General features: G+C 38.3%; 17 protein-coding genes. 14 read left to right on the top strand and 3 right to left on the bottom strand.

Annotation, left to right across the window (positions count from 1 at the left end; genetic code table 11):
* Positions 1 to 77 precede the first annotated feature (77 nt).
* The 7 genes from AC4G3L_RS02890 (at position 78) to AC4G3L_RS02860 (ending at position 5,644) form a co-directional block, all read left to right on the top strand.
* Positions 78 to 248, top strand: coding sequence for a YpmA family protein (locus AC4G3L_RS02890; protein ID WP_491075474.1), 171 nt, complete (start codon positions 78 to 80; stop codon positions 246 to 248).
* A gap of 17 nt (positions 249 to 265) precedes the next feature.
* A complete protein-coding gene (locus tag AC4G3L_RS02885; protein ID WP_491075473.1) occupies positions 266 to 742 on the top strand; it encodes a cell wall elongation regulator TseB-like domain-containing protein in 477 nt (158 codons plus the stop codon).
* Between the two features lie 18 nt (positions 743 to 760).
* Positions 761 to 1,957 carry a pyridoxal phosphate-dependent aminotransferase gene (locus AC4G3L_RS02880; protein WP_491075472.1) on the top strand — a complete coding sequence of 399 codons (1,197 nt, stop codon included), beginning with the start codon at positions 761 to 763 and terminating at the stop codon, positions 1,955 to 1,957.
* A 360-nt stretch (positions 1,958 to 2,317) separates the two neighbouring features.
* Positions 2,318 to 3,610: an asparagine--tRNA ligase gene (gene asnS / locus AC4G3L_RS02875; protein WP_491075471.1), complete on the top strand. Its 1,293-nt coding sequence runs from the start codon at positions 2,318 to 2,320 to the stop codon at positions 3,608 to 3,610.
* A gap of 100 nt (positions 3,611 to 3,710) precedes the next feature.
* Complete coding sequence (locus tag AC4G3L_RS02870; RefSeq protein ID WP_491075470.1) at positions 3,711 to 4,397, top strand: DnaD domain protein; 687 nt, start codon at positions 3,711 to 3,713, stop codon at positions 4,395 to 4,397.
* An 84-nt stretch (positions 4,398 to 4,481) separates the two neighbouring features.
* Complete coding sequence (gene nth / locus AC4G3L_RS02865; RefSeq protein WP_491075469.1) at positions 4,482 to 5,141, top strand: endonuclease III; 660 nt, start codon at positions 4,482 to 4,484, stop codon at positions 5,139 to 5,141.
* The gene (locus AC4G3L_RS02860) at positions 5,138 to 5,644 is read left to right on the top strand and encodes a YpoC family protein (protein ID WP_491075468.1); all 507 of its coding nucleotides are present in this window, start codon (positions 5,138 to 5,140) and stop codon (positions 5,642 to 5,644) included. The genes nth and AC4G3L_RS02860 overlap by 4 nt, the downstream gene beginning before the upstream one ends.
* A gap of 47 nt (positions 5,645 to 5,691) precedes the next feature.
* Here the strand turns inward: AC4G3L_RS02860 and AC4G3L_RS02855 are convergent, their stop codons facing one another.
* Complete coding sequence (locus AC4G3L_RS02855; protein WP_491075467.1) at positions 5,692 to 8,490, bottom strand: transglycosylase domain-containing protein; 2,799 nt, start codon at positions 8,488 to 8,490, stop codon at positions 5,692 to 5,694.
* Between the two features lie 36 nt (positions 8,491 to 8,526).
* Complete coding sequence (gene recU, locus AC4G3L_RS02850; protein ID WP_491075466.1) at positions 8,527 to 9,144, bottom strand: Holliday junction resolvase RecU; 618 nt, start codon at positions 9,142 to 9,144, stop codon at positions 8,527 to 8,529.
* Between the two features lie 671 nt (positions 9,145 to 9,815).
* Here recU and AC4G3L_RS02845 point away from each other — a divergent pair.
* The 3 genes from AC4G3L_RS02845 (at position 9,816) to AC4G3L_RS02835 (ending at position 11,226) form a co-directional block, all read left to right on the top strand.
* The gene (locus tag AC4G3L_RS02845; protein WP_491075465.1) at positions 9,816 to 10,070 is read left to right on the top strand and encodes a hypothetical protein; all 255 of its coding nucleotides are present in this window, start codon (positions 9,816 to 9,818) and stop codon (positions 10,068 to 10,070) included.
* Between the two features lie 72 nt (positions 10,071 to 10,142).
* Entirely contained in the window at positions 10,143 to 10,505 is a 363-nt protein-coding gene (locus AC4G3L_RS02840) for a YppE family protein (RefSeq protein ID WP_491075464.1), read from the top strand.
* Positions 10,506 to 10,569: 64 nt separating this feature from the next.
* A complete protein-coding gene (locus AC4G3L_RS02835; RefSeq protein WP_491075463.1) occupies positions 10,570 to 11,226 on the top strand; it encodes a YppG family protein in 657 nt (218 codons plus the stop codon).
* A 32-nt stretch (positions 11,227 to 11,258) separates the two neighbouring features.
* Here AC4G3L_RS02835 and AC4G3L_RS02830 read toward each other — a convergent pair whose 3' ends face one another.
* Positions 11,259 to 11,699, bottom strand: coding sequence for an Hsp20/alpha crystallin family protein (locus AC4G3L_RS02830; protein ID WP_491075462.1), 441 nt, complete (start codon positions 11,697 to 11,699; stop codon positions 11,259 to 11,261).
* 264 nt (positions 11,700 to 11,963) lie between these two features.
* On the opposite strand from AC4G3L_RS02830, the gene AC4G3L_RS02825 reads away from it, so the two are divergent.
* The 4 genes from AC4G3L_RS02825 (at position 11,964) to AC4G3L_RS02810 (ending at position 17,012) form a co-directional block, all read left to right on the top strand.
* Entirely contained in the window at positions 11,964 to 12,746 is a 783-nt protein-coding gene (locus AC4G3L_RS02825; protein ID WP_491075461.1) for an alpha/beta fold hydrolase, read from the top strand.
* A 91-nt stretch (positions 12,747 to 12,837) separates the two neighbouring features.
* Entirely contained in the window at positions 12,838 to 15,132 is a 2,295-nt protein-coding gene (locus AC4G3L_RS02820; RefSeq protein ID WP_491075460.1) for a DEAD/DEAH box helicase, read from the top strand.
* Positions 15,110 to 16,414 (top strand): ribonuclease H-like domain-containing protein, encoded by a 1,305-nt coding sequence (locus AC4G3L_RS02815; RefSeq protein ID WP_491075459.1) that lies wholly within the window; start codon positions 15,110 to 15,112, stop codon positions 16,412 to 16,414. Before AC4G3L_RS02820 ends, AC4G3L_RS02815 begins: the two co-directional genes overlap by 23 nt.
* A 271-nt stretch (positions 16,415 to 16,685) precedes the next feature.
* Positions 16,686 to 17,012, top strand: coding sequence for a CotD family spore coat protein (locus AC4G3L_RS02810; protein ID WP_491075458.1), 327 nt, complete (start codon positions 16,686 to 16,688; stop codon positions 17,010 to 17,012).
* The last annotated feature ends 62 nt before the right edge of the window (positions 17,013 to 17,074 follow it).

The raw sequence follows: 17,074 nt of genomic DNA, 5'->3' as shown, positions 1-17,074 counted from the left end.
AGACTCCGGTTATTTTATTTTGATATAATTGAACGATATTCGAATAAATAGAAGGTTACATTTCGGGAGGTTTTAAAGTGGAAAGTAAAGTAGAACTGCTATCAAGTGTAAAATTGAGTTACACAAGTGATTTATATAAAATCGTTGATTCTCTGAATAGAACGCTGAAAAAAGAGGATTTAATGTTTGGTTTAGCATTGGATAAAGAAGACCACCAAACAGCCGTTTTTTCAATATATCGTACATAACTTGAAAGGATGCAGAAATGAAAAAAATAATTTGGAGCTTAGTGGCTATTATCCTGATTGGCAGTGCATTGTTTATACAGGCTATTTATGCCGGTGACAGTCCGAAAAATGCTGCTAAAAAGAATGCTGAAGAAATTGCCAGGGAAACAGCCAAAATGACAGAAGTGGATGATTTTTATTTATATAATGGAAATGAGACGTGGAGTGTCATAACTGGCAAAACAGCAGATGGTAAAAAGATTGGCGTTTGGGTGCCGGATGATAAAAAGAAAAAAAGCCAGGTTATAATTCTTTCAGAAGGCATCAGTAAAAATGAAGCCGTAGCAATAGTGAAAGAGAAAAAGAAAGTAAGTGAAATTGTATCCGTCCAATTGGGAATGGAACATAATCAAGCCTTATGGGAAGTCACCTATAAAAATGATAAAGGACTCTATGGTTATTACTACCTGAATTTTAAAACAGGGGATTTAATACGCAATTATGATAATTTGTAGGATGGAGATGGAACGAAGATGAAATTAGCAAGCAGAGTATCAGCATTAACACCATCAACAACACTTGCAATAACAGCAAAAGCAAAAGAGCTTAAAGCAGAGGGGCTCGATATTATTGGTCTGGGAGCCGGAGAGCCGGACTTTAATACTCCTGCCAACATACTCGAAGCGGCACAAAAGTCAATGCAGGATGGACAAACAAAATATACTCCATCAGCCGGCTTGCAATCATTACGACAAGTGATAGCTGATAAACTTTTAAAGGATCAGGGGTTAACATACACTACTGACCAAATTTTTGTTGCTTCCGGTGCTAAACATGCCTTGTATACTCTTTTTCAAGCAATTTTGGATGAAGAAGACGAAGTGCTCATCCCAACTCCATACTGGGTAAGTTATCCGGAACAAGTTAAATTGGCAGATGGGGTGCCTGTTTACATTGAGGGTAAGGAAGAGAATCAATTTAAAGTGACACCTTTACAAATTGAAAAGGCCATTACTGAAAAAACGAGAGCACTTATTATCAATTCACCAAGCAATCCAACCGGGATGATCTATACGGCCGAAGAATTAAAAGCGATTGGTGAAGTATGTTTAAAACATGATATAGTAATAGTTTCGGATGAAATTTACGAAAAATTGGTGTATCACAACCATCAGCATGTATCCATAGCCGAGCTTTCAGAGGAGCTTAAACGACAAACTATCGTGATTAACGGGGTTTCTAAATCTCATTCCATGACAGGGTGGAGAATTGGATATGCGGCTGGTGATCAAGCGCTTATTAAAGCGATGACGAACCTGGCCAGCCATAGTACATCCAACCCGACAACAACAGCTCAATTTGCAGCCATAGAAGCATACACAGGGCCTCAGGATCAAGTTGAAGTCATGCGAAGCGCATTTGAGCAAAGACTGGATGCCATTTACGGGCAATTGCTGGAGATACCAGGTTTAACTTGTCTCAAACCTCAGGGCGCATTCTACCTATTCCCAAATGTTTCAAAAACAGCAGAAATGTGTGGTTTCCAGAATGTTGATGAGTTTGTAAAAGATTTATTGGAAAATGCTCTTGTAGCGGTTGTTCCTGGCTCTGGTTTTGGCGCACCTGATAATATTCGTCTATCCTATGCAACATCTTTAGAAGCGCTTATTGAAGCTGTTAAACGTATGAAAGAGTATGTTATAAATAAAGCAGCCACTAAAGCTGAATAAATAGAGATTGATTGGTAACCAGTGATGTAACGGCCCCTTAAGGAAGATGCCTAATCTGCCTTTAAGGGGTGTTTTTATGAATAATTGGAATAGATGTATAAAATTGAAAAATGCTATATAATTAAATTGGTTTGACATTCCAAGTAAAGATAAAATAGAATTACGAGTCTAAACAGAGCGATGTAAAACGAAAATATTGATAAATTTTAAATAAGCAGAGAATGATGGATAAAAGATAAAACACAGGAATTATTGATTTCATTTACAGGTGAAATTTTGTATTTGCTTGTCTATTTTTGTACTTGTATAATGAATAGGGGTACATAACCTGGTTTTGTTTAAGCTTTGGAGGGAAAAAATGTGAAGTGTACAATTAATGAAGTGTATAAATATGTGAATGAAGAAGTTAAAATAGGTGCCTGGATTGCCAACAAACGTTCTTCCGGTAAAATTGCTTTCTTGCAATTGCGTGATGGAACTGGCTTTATTCAGGGTGTAGTGGTAAAAGCAGAGGTAGATGAAGAACTATTTAATATGGCTAAAAAGATTACACAGGAAACTTCCGTGTGGGTAACAGGTGTTGTTCAGGAAGATGAGCGTTCACCATTTGGTTACGAACTCCTTGTAACAGGACTTGAAGTCATTGCAGAATCGGTTGATTATCCGATTACACCAAAACAGCATGGTACGGAGTTCCTAATGGATCACAGACATTTATGGCTTCGTTCAAAACGCCAGCATGCCGTGATGAAAATCCGGAATGAAATTATTCGTGCTACCTATGAATTCTTTAATAAAGAGGGCTTTGTAAAAGTAGATCCGCCGATTCTTACAGGAAGTGCTCCGGAAGGAACTTCAGAATTGTTTGCAACAAAATACTTTGATGAAGATGCATACCTTTCACAAAGTGGTCAATTATACATGGAAGCGGCAGCGATGGCTCTGGGCAAAGTATTCTCCTTCGGTCCTACATTCCGCGCAGAGAAATCCAAAACCAGACGTCATTTAATTGAATTCTGGATGATTGAGCCTGAGATGGCATTTGTTGAATTCAATGAGAATCTTGAAGTTCAAGAGCAATATGTCTCTTATATTGTACAAGCTGTACTGGAAAACTGCGTAATTGAACTGAAAACTTTAGGTAGAGATACTTCTAAATTAGAGAAGATTAAAGCACCATTCCCTAGAATTACGTATGATGATGCGATTAAATTCTTACATGAAAAAGGCTTTGATGATATTGAGTGGGGAGATGATTTCGGTGCTCCTCATGAAACAGCGATTGCTGAAAGCTTTGATAAGCCTGTATTCATCACGCATTATCCTACAGCAATTAAGCCGTTCTATATGCAACCTGCTCCTGATCGTGATGATGTTGTGTTATGCGCGGACTTAATTGCTCCTGAAGGCTATGGAGAAATCATTGGAGGATCTGAACGTGTTCATGATATGGATCTGTTGAAAGCCCGACTTGATGAACATAATTTAAGTATGGATGCTTACCAATGGTATTATGAATTAAGACAATATGGTTCTGTTCCTCATTCTGGCTTTGGGCTTGGACTCGAAAGAACAGTTGCCTGGATAAGCGGCGTGGAACATGTTCGTGAAACTATTCCATTCCCTCGTTTGTTAAACCGTCTGTATCCTTAATAGTCAATTGAAACCTGGCAATTTATTTTATTGTCAGGTTTTACTTTTCCGTACTTCAAAATCAGCATACATGGTATACTAAAATGTGAGGTGTCGAATTATGACTATAAAAAATCTGTCGAATTGGATTAAGCAGGCGAATGTTGTCATACCTTCTTATTTGTTAACCAATTACAAAGAGATGGGAATCACTGAGCAAGAAATGATGCTTTTACTGCATGTTCAAAACTTTTCGATGAACGGAAATTATTTTCCAACACCTGCTGAAATCTCATCTGTCATGAATCTGACAGAAATGGAATGTTCCAACACCCTCAGAAAACTGGTTCAGCATGGGTTCTTAGATATTACAGAGGAAGAAAAACCAGGTTTTGAAAGCTATTCAATAAAGCCATTATTTGAAAAATTAGCCTATCATTATTTAAAAGATGCTAAGCAAACTGATTTTGAAGAGAAAGTCATCAAGAGTGAATCTTTATATACCATCTTTGAAAAAGAATTTGGTCGCCCATTATCGCCCTTTGAAGGTGAAACATTGGCAATGTGGTTAGATGAGGATCAACATTCAACTGATTTAGTAAAAGCTGCTCTTAAAGAAGCGGTCATCTCAGGGAAGCTTAGCTTTAGATATATTGATCGAATTTTGTTTGATTGGAAGAAGAACGGCATCAAGAATTTGGAACAAGCAAAAGTACACAGTGAGCGGTTCAGAAGCTTTACGAAGAAAAGTCCTGCTAAAACCGTACCGGTAGCCAAAGAGTTACCCTTATATAATTGGCTCGAATAAACAGTAATTGATAGACCTGGATAGAACCATTTATCCGGTCTTTTTATTCGTTAAAAAAGGTGTAAAAAGGGAGGGGATAGATAGATGCTTACAAATACACAAATTCGATATTGTCTTGATGAAATGGGAAAAATGTTTCCTGATGCCCATTGCGAATTAAATCACTCCAATCCATTTGAATTAGTAGTGGCAGTTGTTTTATCAGCGCAATGTACGGATGTATTGGTTAATAAAGTAACAAAAAATCTTTTTCAAAAATATAAAAAACCAGAGGATTTCCTTTCTGTACCACTTAGTGAATTGGAGAATGATATTCGTTCAATCGGATTATATAGAAACAAAGCAAAAAATATCCAGAAACTATCTCAAATTATTTTGGAGAAATACAATGGGGTTGTTCCTGATAATAGAGATTTATTAATTGAGCTGCCAGGGGTAGGAAGAAAGACAGCTAATGTAGTTGTTTCAGTCGCGTATGGTACACCTGCGATTGCCGTGGATACCCATGTGGAGAGAGTGAGTAAAAGGCTTGGCATATGCCGGTGGAAGGATTCTGTTATAGAGGTTGAAAAAACGTTAATGAGAAGAATACCTGAAGAGGAATGGTCCCTTACACACCATCGGATGATATTCTTTGGTCGGTACCATTGCAAAGCTCAATCACCAAAATGTGAGCAATGTCCAATGCTCTTATTATGCCGTGAAGGAAAAAAAAGAATGAAAGCAGCGGGAAAAAGCAAATGAATATTCCAGAACTGACTCATGAACTTTTTAACTTTGAATTTGATCAACTTGATGAACTTGATTTGACAAAGTGGAATCATCTTGTCTTTAATTTTGGTTTCCCATATGAATATTTTTATTATAAAAATGCAGAATGCTACAGACCCTGGGATGATTTTTTGAATGTCAGAGAACAAATAACGAAGGAATGGGCGGAAGTCGTTCAGCGCTTAGAAGTGCTGTTTTCTAATAGAGAAAAAAATGAAATTAAACCGTATATGTTAAAAGGGATTGTGCTGTATATATCTTTAATGTATTGGTCAAATCAGGTGCCTGTTAATTTACGCGAGTTCCCAGAATGTTTGAAGGAATTAAAGGGTAAACCTGTGAATGTGGAAGAGCGTTTACCATTCATTATGACAAGGCCGCACTTTTTCCCTAGCTTTATGCAGTTAAAGAGTTTAATGGAGGAACAAATTAAGATTACGGCCAAAATGGCTGCCTTAAATAAGTATTCAAAATGAAAAGCAAAAAAAGAGATCGGACATTTTGTCCGATCTCTTTTTTTGCATTAGGCGGTTTTACGTAAATTTCTTGGTAACTCTTGAATAGCCGGGGGTAGCAGAAGGGATGTTTCTGATGGCTCAGAATCCTCCGTACTGCTCGGTACGCTTCTATTACCGTTATCACCGTTCCGACTGTTATTGGAATTAGTGTTGCTCTCCTCGTTACCGTTATCATTACCATTACCGTCGTTATTGCGGCTATCATTACCATTTTCCAGATTGTTACCTTCTTCGGTACCAGTTCCAGTTCCTTCATCTGCCCCTGGGTCTGTACCTTCTTCTGGTTTAGTTTCCTCAGGATTTTCAGTTTGACCATCTTCATTGCCTGCTCCGCTATCTGGGGCAGGTGTAGTCGGATCATCTGCTGGCTCTCCTGGTTTTGGCTCTTCCGGTTCAGGCTTCTCTGGTTCTGGTTGTTCTTCTGGTTGTGGCTCCACTTCCTCAACAGGTGCTTCAGGAATTGACACAGAAGCAGAAGCTGCATCACTTTCCTGGCTACCTACAGATGCCGTTACATAGAAGACATACTTACTGCCAGCTTTAGGAGCATCAAGACTGAATGATGTTTCTTTTGTAGTGGTTAATGTTTGCTTGTTTCCACCATCCACGGCAACCTGAACATTAAATTCAGCGTCATTAGAAGAACCATAATTCCAGCTGACATTTATTCGATTGGATGCTTCATCATAAGCAGCGTTAAGTCCAGAAGGGGCATCCGGTTTTGTATATTTTTGCGATGTTTTTGAAGGCTCATGTCCTTTTACATAATATTCATATACGATTTGATCGCTCGGTGTATATTCACTTGCTTTAGCGTTTGTTCCTTTTTCAATGGCAACTTTCACAACCGAACTAGGCTGTTTGAAATTATCAGTTGTCACATTCTCGGACATTTTGCCCATCATTGTTTTAAAGATTTTTGCGGCAATTTTTGTTTCCTGCTTGCTCATCGGATTTTTTAATTGTTGGTCATATCCCGTCCAAACAGACATGGTGTAATTCGTAGTATATCCGATAAACCATGCATCCGGTGAACTGCTCTTACTAATATTATATTTTGCCCGGTCTTCTGCAGAGTAGTTTGTTGTTCCGGTTTTTGCAGCAATATGAAGACCTGGAATATTGGCTGCAGTTCCTGTACCCTTCGTCACCACATCCTGCAAAATGTTTGTAATCATAAAGGCTGTATAATCCTTCATGGCTACTTGTGATTCAGGAGCCGTTTCAATAACAGTATCATTGTCTCTAAGAACGACTTTCTTCACGACATGCGGTTTATTATAAATACCCTCATTACCGAAAGCTGCATAGGCGCCTGCCATTTGCAGAGGGGACGCTGCTTTGTCTACACCGCCGATTGCCGATGCTTCATATATATCTCCAAAGTCAACACCTAATTTTTTGGCGAATTCACCAGCTCGCTCTGGACCAACCTCTTGGAGTGTTTTCACGGCAGGGACGTTAAGGGATTTATAAAGGGCCTCACGTATGGTGACATCTCCTTTATAGGTACCTGTCGCGCTTCCGATCGATTGTCCGGAACTATATTTATATGGTTCATCTTTTATAATTTGAGCGGTCGACCATTTTAAATGTTCAATCGCTGGACCATAATCAAGGATTGGTTTAATGGTAGAACCCGGCTGTCTTGTTTTTAAATCTGTTGCATAGTTAAAGCCACGGGCAACTTCCTGATTTCTTCCGCCGCCCATTGCCATGATTTCTCCTGTCTTCGTATCCATAAAGACAGTACCCGCTTGGAATTTATCGTTTGGATACGCGATATATTTATCACTGTCCAGTATTTCCTGCATTAGGTCCTGTGCGTCAGGATCAATAGATGTATAAATTTGAAGGCCATCAGTATATATGTTGTAATCCCCGATATCTTCAACTTCGTCAATCACCTGGTCAATAATGGCATTATATTTTGTGTTTGCTGTATTCTCACGTTTATCTTCTGAAACCAAGCTTTTTTCTACACTTTCAGCTTTCGCTTTCGTGCTATCCTCGGCAGAAATAAATCCTGCCTTTTCCATAAGCCCAAGTACAATATTTCTGCGTTTTTCTGCTTTTTCAGGATTCGTAAAAGGGTTATAGTTATTTGGACTTTGCGGCATACCTGCGAGGGTGGCAGCTTCTGACAAGTTAAGCTCGTTCAATTCTTTTCCAAAGTATAGCTTGGATGCTGTTGAAAACCCATGAACACCGGAAGACATATATACTTTGTTAACATACATTTCAAATATTTGCTCTTTCGAGTATTTTTGCTCGAGTTGATAAGCAAGGTACATTTCCTGTACTTTACGTTTAATCGTTTTTTCTGATTTAAGGAATGAGTTCTTCACGACCTGCTGGGTAATGGTACTTCCTCCCTGAGATCCGAAGCCGCCTGTTATGTTACCGATTAAAGCTCCGCCCACACGAATAATATCAATTCCATGATGTTTATAAAACCGCACATCTTCTGTTGCCAGGATGGCATTTTCCATTAATTTAGGGACGTCCTTATAGTCGACGTAATCTCTTGTCTCAGAGCCTACTTCTGTATATATATCTCCGTTTTTATCGTAAATTTTTGAAGATATAGGATCAATCAGCAAGTTATCATCTATTTCAGGTGCCGTAACAGCCCAATAAGCAAAGACTCCGCCTACTGAAATGCCCGCTATGATAAATAGCATTGCCAAAACAATTAATATCCTTTTTATTAATGATTTAGATTGTTGCTTTTGTTTTCGATTATTCTTTTTGGAATTCGCAAGATTCCTTTTTTCTGTCCTCGTTTTATATTGATCAGACATTGTATTACATACCTTCCTTTCAGGATAAAGGACCAATTAAAATAGTTGGGTACCATATTTTTTGTCAATTATCTTAATATAGTCAATTCTTGGCGAAAATCCAAGCGGAATCACTTCACCTACATTTTCAATATCCTTTTTTGGTATTGATTTTCTGCCGCCAGAGAGCATCTCTTCCCAATAATAAAGCAGTGTTTCAGCCGGCAAAAAATAAATTTCCTCCGTGACACTAAAACGCATAATAATAAAGGCTATTCCATCATGTTTGATGATATTACGCATGTGAATAATCTGATGTTCATGGAAATTCTTTAAAGGGAAGGAGGTTGTTTGCTTGGTTTCTTTCGCTTCAAAATCAATATACCGTCCTTTATAAACACCATTATAATCGGTTGTGGAGGCTTGCTTAAAATAGGCTTCCTTAATAACAGCAGCGCTCCTTTTTGGGTAAGATACATTCACGATCTGAACAGGTGTAGGTTTTTTGTGGATAATTGCAATGTTATTCTGTATATAATATTGATTTGTTTCGTTTAAGTCATCCTCCAATGTCATTCCTCGATTAGAATAATCCACTTTTTTCTGTTTAATTACTTTACTGGTGGTATTCTTAATCGGATTGTATTGTTTACCATTAGGATATTTTATAGACATAGTATCCCTCCAAACCCATCCTTATCATAACAAAAATAGCATCAAATTTGTAAAATTCCTTACCGCTTCTAGAGAAAGTTTATTATAGCAGACAAATCTTCGCGTTTATGTAATTTTATAGTAAAAAAAGCGGCTTTCTCTTATTAAAAATACTAAATTGATAGAATTTAAACGAAACTAAGGCACTTCGAAGTTTATAATAATAGACCGTATTCGTCAAAGGAACTTTTTAGCTAAAAATCGTTTGGTGGAATTCTTTTTGGAGGAGAATACGAAGAATACTTACCGATTACACATTTTAAAATCAAAATGGCGGTGAGGAATCAGTATATAGAAGCCGGAGTTTAGTACTCCGGCTTTGGAAGATGAGTAAAATTCTTTAAGTAGACGGTTTATTTGGTCCATCCACTTTTGGGTTGCCCGTATGTTTTCTGGATTCGTTGTTATTTTTCTTTTTTTGTTCCTGTGCTGCTGATGTATTTTTCTTCATAACTACACCTCCTGTCATTAGGTTGTCTATGTTTTGTTAGTTTATACAGGTTGTCGAAGGAAGGATATCTATGCAATTCTCTATTTTCTTTGCCGATACCCTTCTAGTTTTGTCGTCTATGAAGGGATTAGGTTAGATAAATCGAAACTTACATATAAAGAATGAGGGAAGGGTGAAGATTATGAATTCCAAAGAAAATATCATCACATTGCTGAAGGAACTGGAGCAGGAAATACTGGCGCTGGAAGAAGAAATGATAAAAAAAACAGAAACTGAAGTGAAAGATACAATAGCGGAATATACGTATACCATTAAAAAAGAATCAAGAAAGATGGAGATGGATATGGCGGCTATCCATCATAAAGTAAATAACACGAAGGGGGATTACTTAAAAGATGTACCATTCACCAGAATGAGCCTGGTTCATATAACATAATCAAAAACAAGATAGTTTCTTTTTCTCTAAAATTCTGTTTAGATAAGGTAAAAAGAGCAAGGATGGAACCTAATGAAAGCGAACTTCTATCAAAAAAATAGTGAATTAATAGAGATGGTAAAAGAGGCAGAAAGAATTTATAGAAACGCGCGCGAAAATGATTCGCATGCTGATTTCCACACTGTGGTTAAGCCGTTTGCCGACCGTGTCAAGTTTTCCGTTGATGAATGGTTGGTGGATGCCGAACAATGGGTGGCGGAAAACCGCCCTAAATATATATCACTTATGCAAATAAAGAATACTCATAATAATGTATTACAAGTATCGGTCCATTGTTATTTTCCTGAATCAAGTAAGTCGAGATTTATTAAACACTGTAATGCAGCTTTGTTTGTACTTGAACAGATTCAAATGGAGAGCCCAGAGCATAAGTGACTGTCTGTGGCACCCAATCCCTGCTGCTGCATACTGTATATTATAGTAAGAGCGGAGGGAGAGTATGCTTAAAAAACTTCATGATAAGAAATCCAGAAAGCGTAAAAGTGATCTTCGTACCTATTATGGAATGCCGGGTGGAACTTACACGTCCCCCTATGAATATAGAACCGTATATCCTGGGCCAGGGATAGCTGTTTCACCCCAGCTTCATCCACATGGCATTTGGGCAAACGAGGGAGTTCAGAGACAAATGCATCCGTTTGAAGACACCCTTTCTTATCAACCCTATTATCATAACCAACTATATCAGCAGCCTTCACATAATCCCTATTTTATGGAACAGAATCTAGGAACGATGCCTGTGATTGGCGGTATGCCGGATGTTCAAGGTTATTATGGGGCCCCGCAACAGGAAATGCTAAATCATTACCCAAAGCAGCATGTGAATCCATTCCAAAACCCATTATATTCGCAGGAAGAAGATTTTTATCCGTCTCAGCAAGCGAATCCCGCTATTACACATCCATACCCGAAGCAAAACTTTATGCAGAAAAATCAGGGGAATAATTTTTCATCAGTTCTTAATCAATTTAAGACACAAGAAGGCAGTATAGATTTTAATAAAATGATTGATACTGCGGGAATGATGTTAAATTCAGTGAATCAGGTATCCAATATAGTAAAGGGTGTAGGTTCAATCTTTAAAGTGACCACATAAAAACTGCCGGTTAAGAATCGGCAGTTTGTTTATTATTGAATAGATATCCGTTTCTTTCTTGATTTGGGAACTCTAATTGATAATAATCCATTCTCGTGTTTTGCTTCAATTTGTTCCTCGTCAATCGGATATTGGAATGTGAAGCTTCTTGATTTTTTTTGCTTTTCTGTAGCAATGGTTTGATCATCCTTATTCACTTTTCGCATACTTTCATATGATATAGTTAATTTGTTTCCTGATATATCAATTTCAATGTATTTCTTATCTACACCTGCAATATGTGCTTGTATAATATAGTGTGTATCTGTTTCTTCCCATTCAACAGGAAAACTAGCAAAAAGCTTTTGGTTTTGAAAAAAACCATCCATCGACTGTAATATTCCGCTCCTAGAGTTCTCAGTTAATAAATCATCCATTTGTGAGATAAAGTTACGGAGTGGTTCCAGCGGACCATTTTTATTATTTTGAGCCATACAATCTCCCCCTCTGATGATCTATCTTTAGCATATGCGTAATATTTTTAAATGTTAATAAGTGGAGATAGGAAAGAGGAAATAGTGGGATATTAGGGGATAGAAATCGAGCAATAAAACATGCATGTAAGGGAATTCCATATATTTTTTGAGGAATGTGCTTATTTGTAGAAAAGCAGCTTTTTAGAAAAAAGTGAAGATGAAGTTATTGGACGTATAAAAGTAAATAATACGATAATATGTATGTATAAAGGAGTAGCGGCCATGGAAAGTACCCGTGTGAAATTAGCATATAAGGAAGAGGGGGCAGGCGAACCAATAGTATTGATTCATGGTTTTTGCGGTAGTAAGGAATATTGGCAAAAAGTCATTCCTTATTTAAAAGAAACCTATCGTGTGTTAGCAATTGATGTAAGAGGGCATGGAGAAACGGAAACGACAAAGATTGGATATAGTATTCATGATATGGCGGAGGATTTATATGAATTCTTTAGGGAGCATGATTTAAATGATGCCTATGTATTTGGCCATTCTATGGGTGGCTATATTACACTTGACTTCGTTGAACATCATCCCGAGCTTGTCAGAGGATATGGGCTTATTCACTCCACTGCATTGCCAGATTCTCCGGAAGCGAAGAAAAATAGATCGGCAGGAGTCTCTACAGTGGAAGAACAGGGTGTATCCCTTTTCATCCATGATCTGATTCCAAAGCTGCTGTCAAAAGAAACGCGTAAAAATGAAGAAGAGATGCTTAAGTCATTAATAAATATTGGAGTAGAAACCAGACCGGCAGGCCTCATTGGTGCTTTAATAGCTATGAAAAATCGCGAAGATAAAAATTATGTTCTGAAGAAGATGGATATTCCCGCTCTTCTCGTAGCCGGTGCTAAAGATGAGGTAGTGCCGGTTGAAAAAGTATTTACAGTAAGTGGGGATCATATTACACAGGCGGTGATTAAAAAAGCCGGTCATATGGGCCTTTTTGAGACCCCGGAAGAAGTGTCGAAAGTGATTGCCTCATTTTTAGAGAAAAGTAAACAATAATTGGAAGGTCGTATCTCTCGGAAGATACGACTTTTTCCTTTTCAAGGGAACGTTCATTCGGTACAATGATGACAGAAATGAGGTGTGCATGATGTTTGGAAAGAAAAATTTAATGGAGTTCATGAATGATTTTATTCAAGATGAACAATACAAGGATAATATTGCTTTTTGGCATACCATCGATGAAAAAAAAGCTACTTATTCCCCCTTCCCAGCTGAATTAAATGAAAAGTTGAAGTCTGCCCTTGAAAAAAGAGGGATAGAGGCTCTGTACAGCCACCAGGCGGAAGCTTATAAATATATTAGAAACAACAAAAACATTGTAGCGGTCACCCCTACAGCATCAGGCAAAACGCTGTGCTATAACCTTCCCATTCTCCAATCTATCCTGGAGAACTCAGATACAAGAGCTCTATATTTGTTTCCGACAAAAGCACTGAGCTATGACCAAAAATCCGAATTAGAGGAACTGATCCATGCTGCTGAGGCTGACATAAACAGCTATACGTATGATGGAGATACCCCGACAAGTATTAGGCAAAAAATACGGAAAGCGGGTCATATAGTGATTACAAATCCGGACATGCTCCATTCAGGGATATTGCCTCACCATACAAAATGGGTTAGTTTATTTGAAAATCTGAAATATATTGTTGTAGATGAGTTGCATACGTATAAAGGTGTATTTGGCAGTCATACGGCTAATGTAATCAGAAGGTTAAAGAGGATATGCCGTTTTTATGGGAGTGATCCCATTTTCATTTGTACCTCGGCTACCATTGCCAATCCCAAAGAACTTGCCGAACAATTAACAGAGTCCAAAATGGTCTTGATTGAACGAAATGGTGCGCCATCAGGGAAAAAGCACTTTGTGTTTTACAATCCTCCCATTGTCAATAAACCTCTAAATATACGCAGAAGCTCGATCTTAGAGGTCAGGAAGATTGCCAGCACCTTGCTTCGAAATAAAATCCAAACGATTGTGTTTGCCCGCAGCCGTGTACGTGTTGAAATATTAGTTACGTATTTACAGGAGCTAATCTCGAAACAATTGGGACCAAAAGCAATCAGTGGGTATCGGGGTGGATATTTACCAACGCAAAGACGGCAAATTGAGAAGGGACTGCGTGATGGTACTATTTATGGCGTTGTCAGCACAAACGCTCTTGAATTAGGAGTGGACATTGGGCAACTGCAGGCATGTATTATGACTGGGTATCCGGGGTCCATAGCCAGCGCCTGGCAACAAGCAGGCAGGGCCGGAAGAAGGCATGGTGAGGCGCTTATCATTATGGTTGCCAGCTCCAGTCCATTAGATCAATTTGTCATCCAGCATCCTGATTATTTTTTCAATAAAAGTCCGGAAACAGCGAGGATTAATCCTGATAATCTTGTCATCCTCGTAGACCATCTTAAATGTGCGGCTTATGAAATCCCGTTTAAAGAAGGGGAACAATTTGGAGCTATTGAGATTACGGAGATTTTGGACTATTTAGCTGAGGAACATGTATTGCACAAAAATAAAAATACATGGCATTGGATGAACGATGCTTTTCCGGCACATGAAATCAGTTTGAGATCTGCCTCCCAGGAGAATGTGGTTATTATTGATCGAACCAAGCCTAAAGTTCAGGTAATTGGAGAAACAGATCGTTTCTCAGCCATGACTCTTTTGCATGATGAAGCTATTTATTTGCATCAGGGAGTTCAGTACCAGGTGGAACATTTAGATTGGGAGGAGAAGAAGGCATACGTACGCGAGGTCAATGTTGATTATTATACGGATGCCAATCTTGCAGTCCAGGTCGATGTACTGGAAATTGACCGGACTAATGTCAATCCCAAAAGTGAAATGACGTTTGGAGATGTTTCTGTGCGGGCTATGGCTACCATCTTTAAGAAGATCCGTTTCGATTCTCACGAAAACATTGGATCGGGACCTATCCACTTACCAGAAGAAGAAATTCATACAAATGCCTGTATGCTTTCCTTAAAGGATGGGAGCGTTGATTGGAAGGAAGAGCGGCTTGAAGAAGGCCTGATGGGAGCCTCACATGCCTTACGCGGCATTATTCCTGTTTATGTATTGTGTGACCCAGGCGATATTCATGTTTATCCCCAAGTGAAAGCAACTCATAATGAGCTCCCGACCATCTTTGTTTATGATCATTATCCGGGCGGAATTGGTCTAAGTAAGCATATGTATGAAAACAGTGAACAAATAATACAGGAAACGATTCAGGCGATAAGAGTCTGCCCATGTGAAAATGGCTGCCCGTCTTGTGTGGGAATGGAAGGCACTGGTTCGTCTTTGAAGGAGGATTCCATTAAAGTGTTGTCTATTCTTGGAGACCAAATGGCCGGTGACTATTCAAATGTCCATTAAAAATAAACTAAACAGGATGAAAAAACACCTAAATACAAATGTTGGCGAAGGAGAGGCAAAAAAGAAAAGTATCGATGTGCGTAAAGACATAGTTTCGCACGTTGACATTCCTTTCTTAGAGCAATGGAGTGAATTTGGAGCCTCTGCCGTATTTTACGAAAAAGAATATTGCCTGATCAGGGAGGTTAGCTATCCCCTGCAGTATCAGCATGGAAAATATACATTTGATATGTTGCCGCAAATTGTAAACCTATGGAATGAGAGTAACCTCCAGCATCCACTCTCATCATCTGGTTTTGAAGCGAATCAAATGTTTTTCTTTGATACAGAAACAACAGGTTTGGGCGGAGGTGCAGGGACTTCCATCTTTTTACTTGGTTATGCCTTTTTGGAGGATGGATATATTAAAGTCAGACAGCATTTCCTGCCGAGACCAGGCTTTGAAATTCCATTTTATAAGACCTTTTTAGAAAAAGTGAATTATGAGACATTGGTAACCTATAATGGAAAAGCCTTTGACTGGCCGCAAGTAGTTACGCAGCATACTCTTTTGCGTCAGCATTTGCCGAAATTACCGGATTTCGGCCATTTCGATTTATACCATGCTTCAAGAAGATTGTGGAAAAATAAATTGGATCGTGTAAAGCTTTCTATCGTTGAAAATGAAGTACTTGGTTTTGAAAGAAAGGATGACGTGCCGGGGTACTTGGCACCGATGATTTATTTTGATTATGTGGAAAGGCAGGATCCAGAAGCTGTCTTTAAGATTATGAAGCATAATGAATGGGATATCTTATCATTAATCACGCTGTATATTCATCTTTCTGCCCTATTATTAAATAATGATGCAGTGGAGCATGAAGATTCATTTGAATTAGCGAGATGGTTTTCTTCCTTAAAAGATCGAGAGCGCGCCATTGATTCTTTTGAAAAAGGAATTACCCAATCTAAACAGAATGAAGAGCGTATGACGGTTCTCTTTCATTTAGCGAACGAACATAAAAAGAATAAAAATCTAGAAGCCGCAGTGAAGATATGGGAAGAAGTAGCTGACTCAAAAACACCAGAATACGTCTGCTGCTCCTTAATTGAACTGGCTAAATTCTATGAACATAAGAAAAAGGATCCTGCTACTGCATTGGAGTATTCGCGTAAAGCTTTGGATTTAATAAGAGACTATTCGTTTAATAAACACGGCATTCATGAGGAATCAACCCATCACCGCATACACCGTTTGGAGCGTAAATTAAATATGAATAAATTGGAAAGAAAGAAAATCTAAATAATGGTTGTTATGTTTTCTCATCCCATGTAAATTTATGTTATACACCAATAATGAATTGCAGAAGGAAGTGGATCAAATACGGATGTATAAGGTGGTCTTTTATTTATTCTTTGTCGTGATCGGATTATCGATGCTAATTTTTAATTTTATTTAATTTTAATGTAACAGTTTTTATCCTGAAACATTTTTTATAAACGGAAAATAGGTGACTGCCTCAGTACGGTCTTATCCAACATTTCATAGTCTATTAATGTAATCTATATAGAAAATGAAAGGAGAGACGCGTATGTTCGGTCGTCGTCATCATCAACATTGTGGGCCAATACAAATCCCTGGTTGTCATAAAGTGCAGTGTTGCCCGCCGGTTTGTCACCAACCTATCCAGTTCGTTAAGGAAAATTGCATTACACATGTAGTTCCGCATGTGCATCCGGTGCAAACTCTTGAAGTGAATAATCATGTATATCAACATCAACATCACTTCCCACACTCTTTCCAAACGGCAAATAATGTTCAGAATCAATCCCAGCAATTTGGAACTCCAAACCCACCAAGACCTGGTTGTTCAGGAAGTGGTAGTGGATTTGGCTTTTAAAAGTAAGAGGCGTAAAGCCTCTTCTTTTATTATTTAATGTATAATAAGAAGAGATCGTAAAT

The sequence above is a fragment of the Bacillus sp. z33 genome, assembly GCF_058313615.1.
Note: the sequence above shows the minus strand (reverse complement) of the source record. Positions and strands in the feature narration are given on the sequence as shown.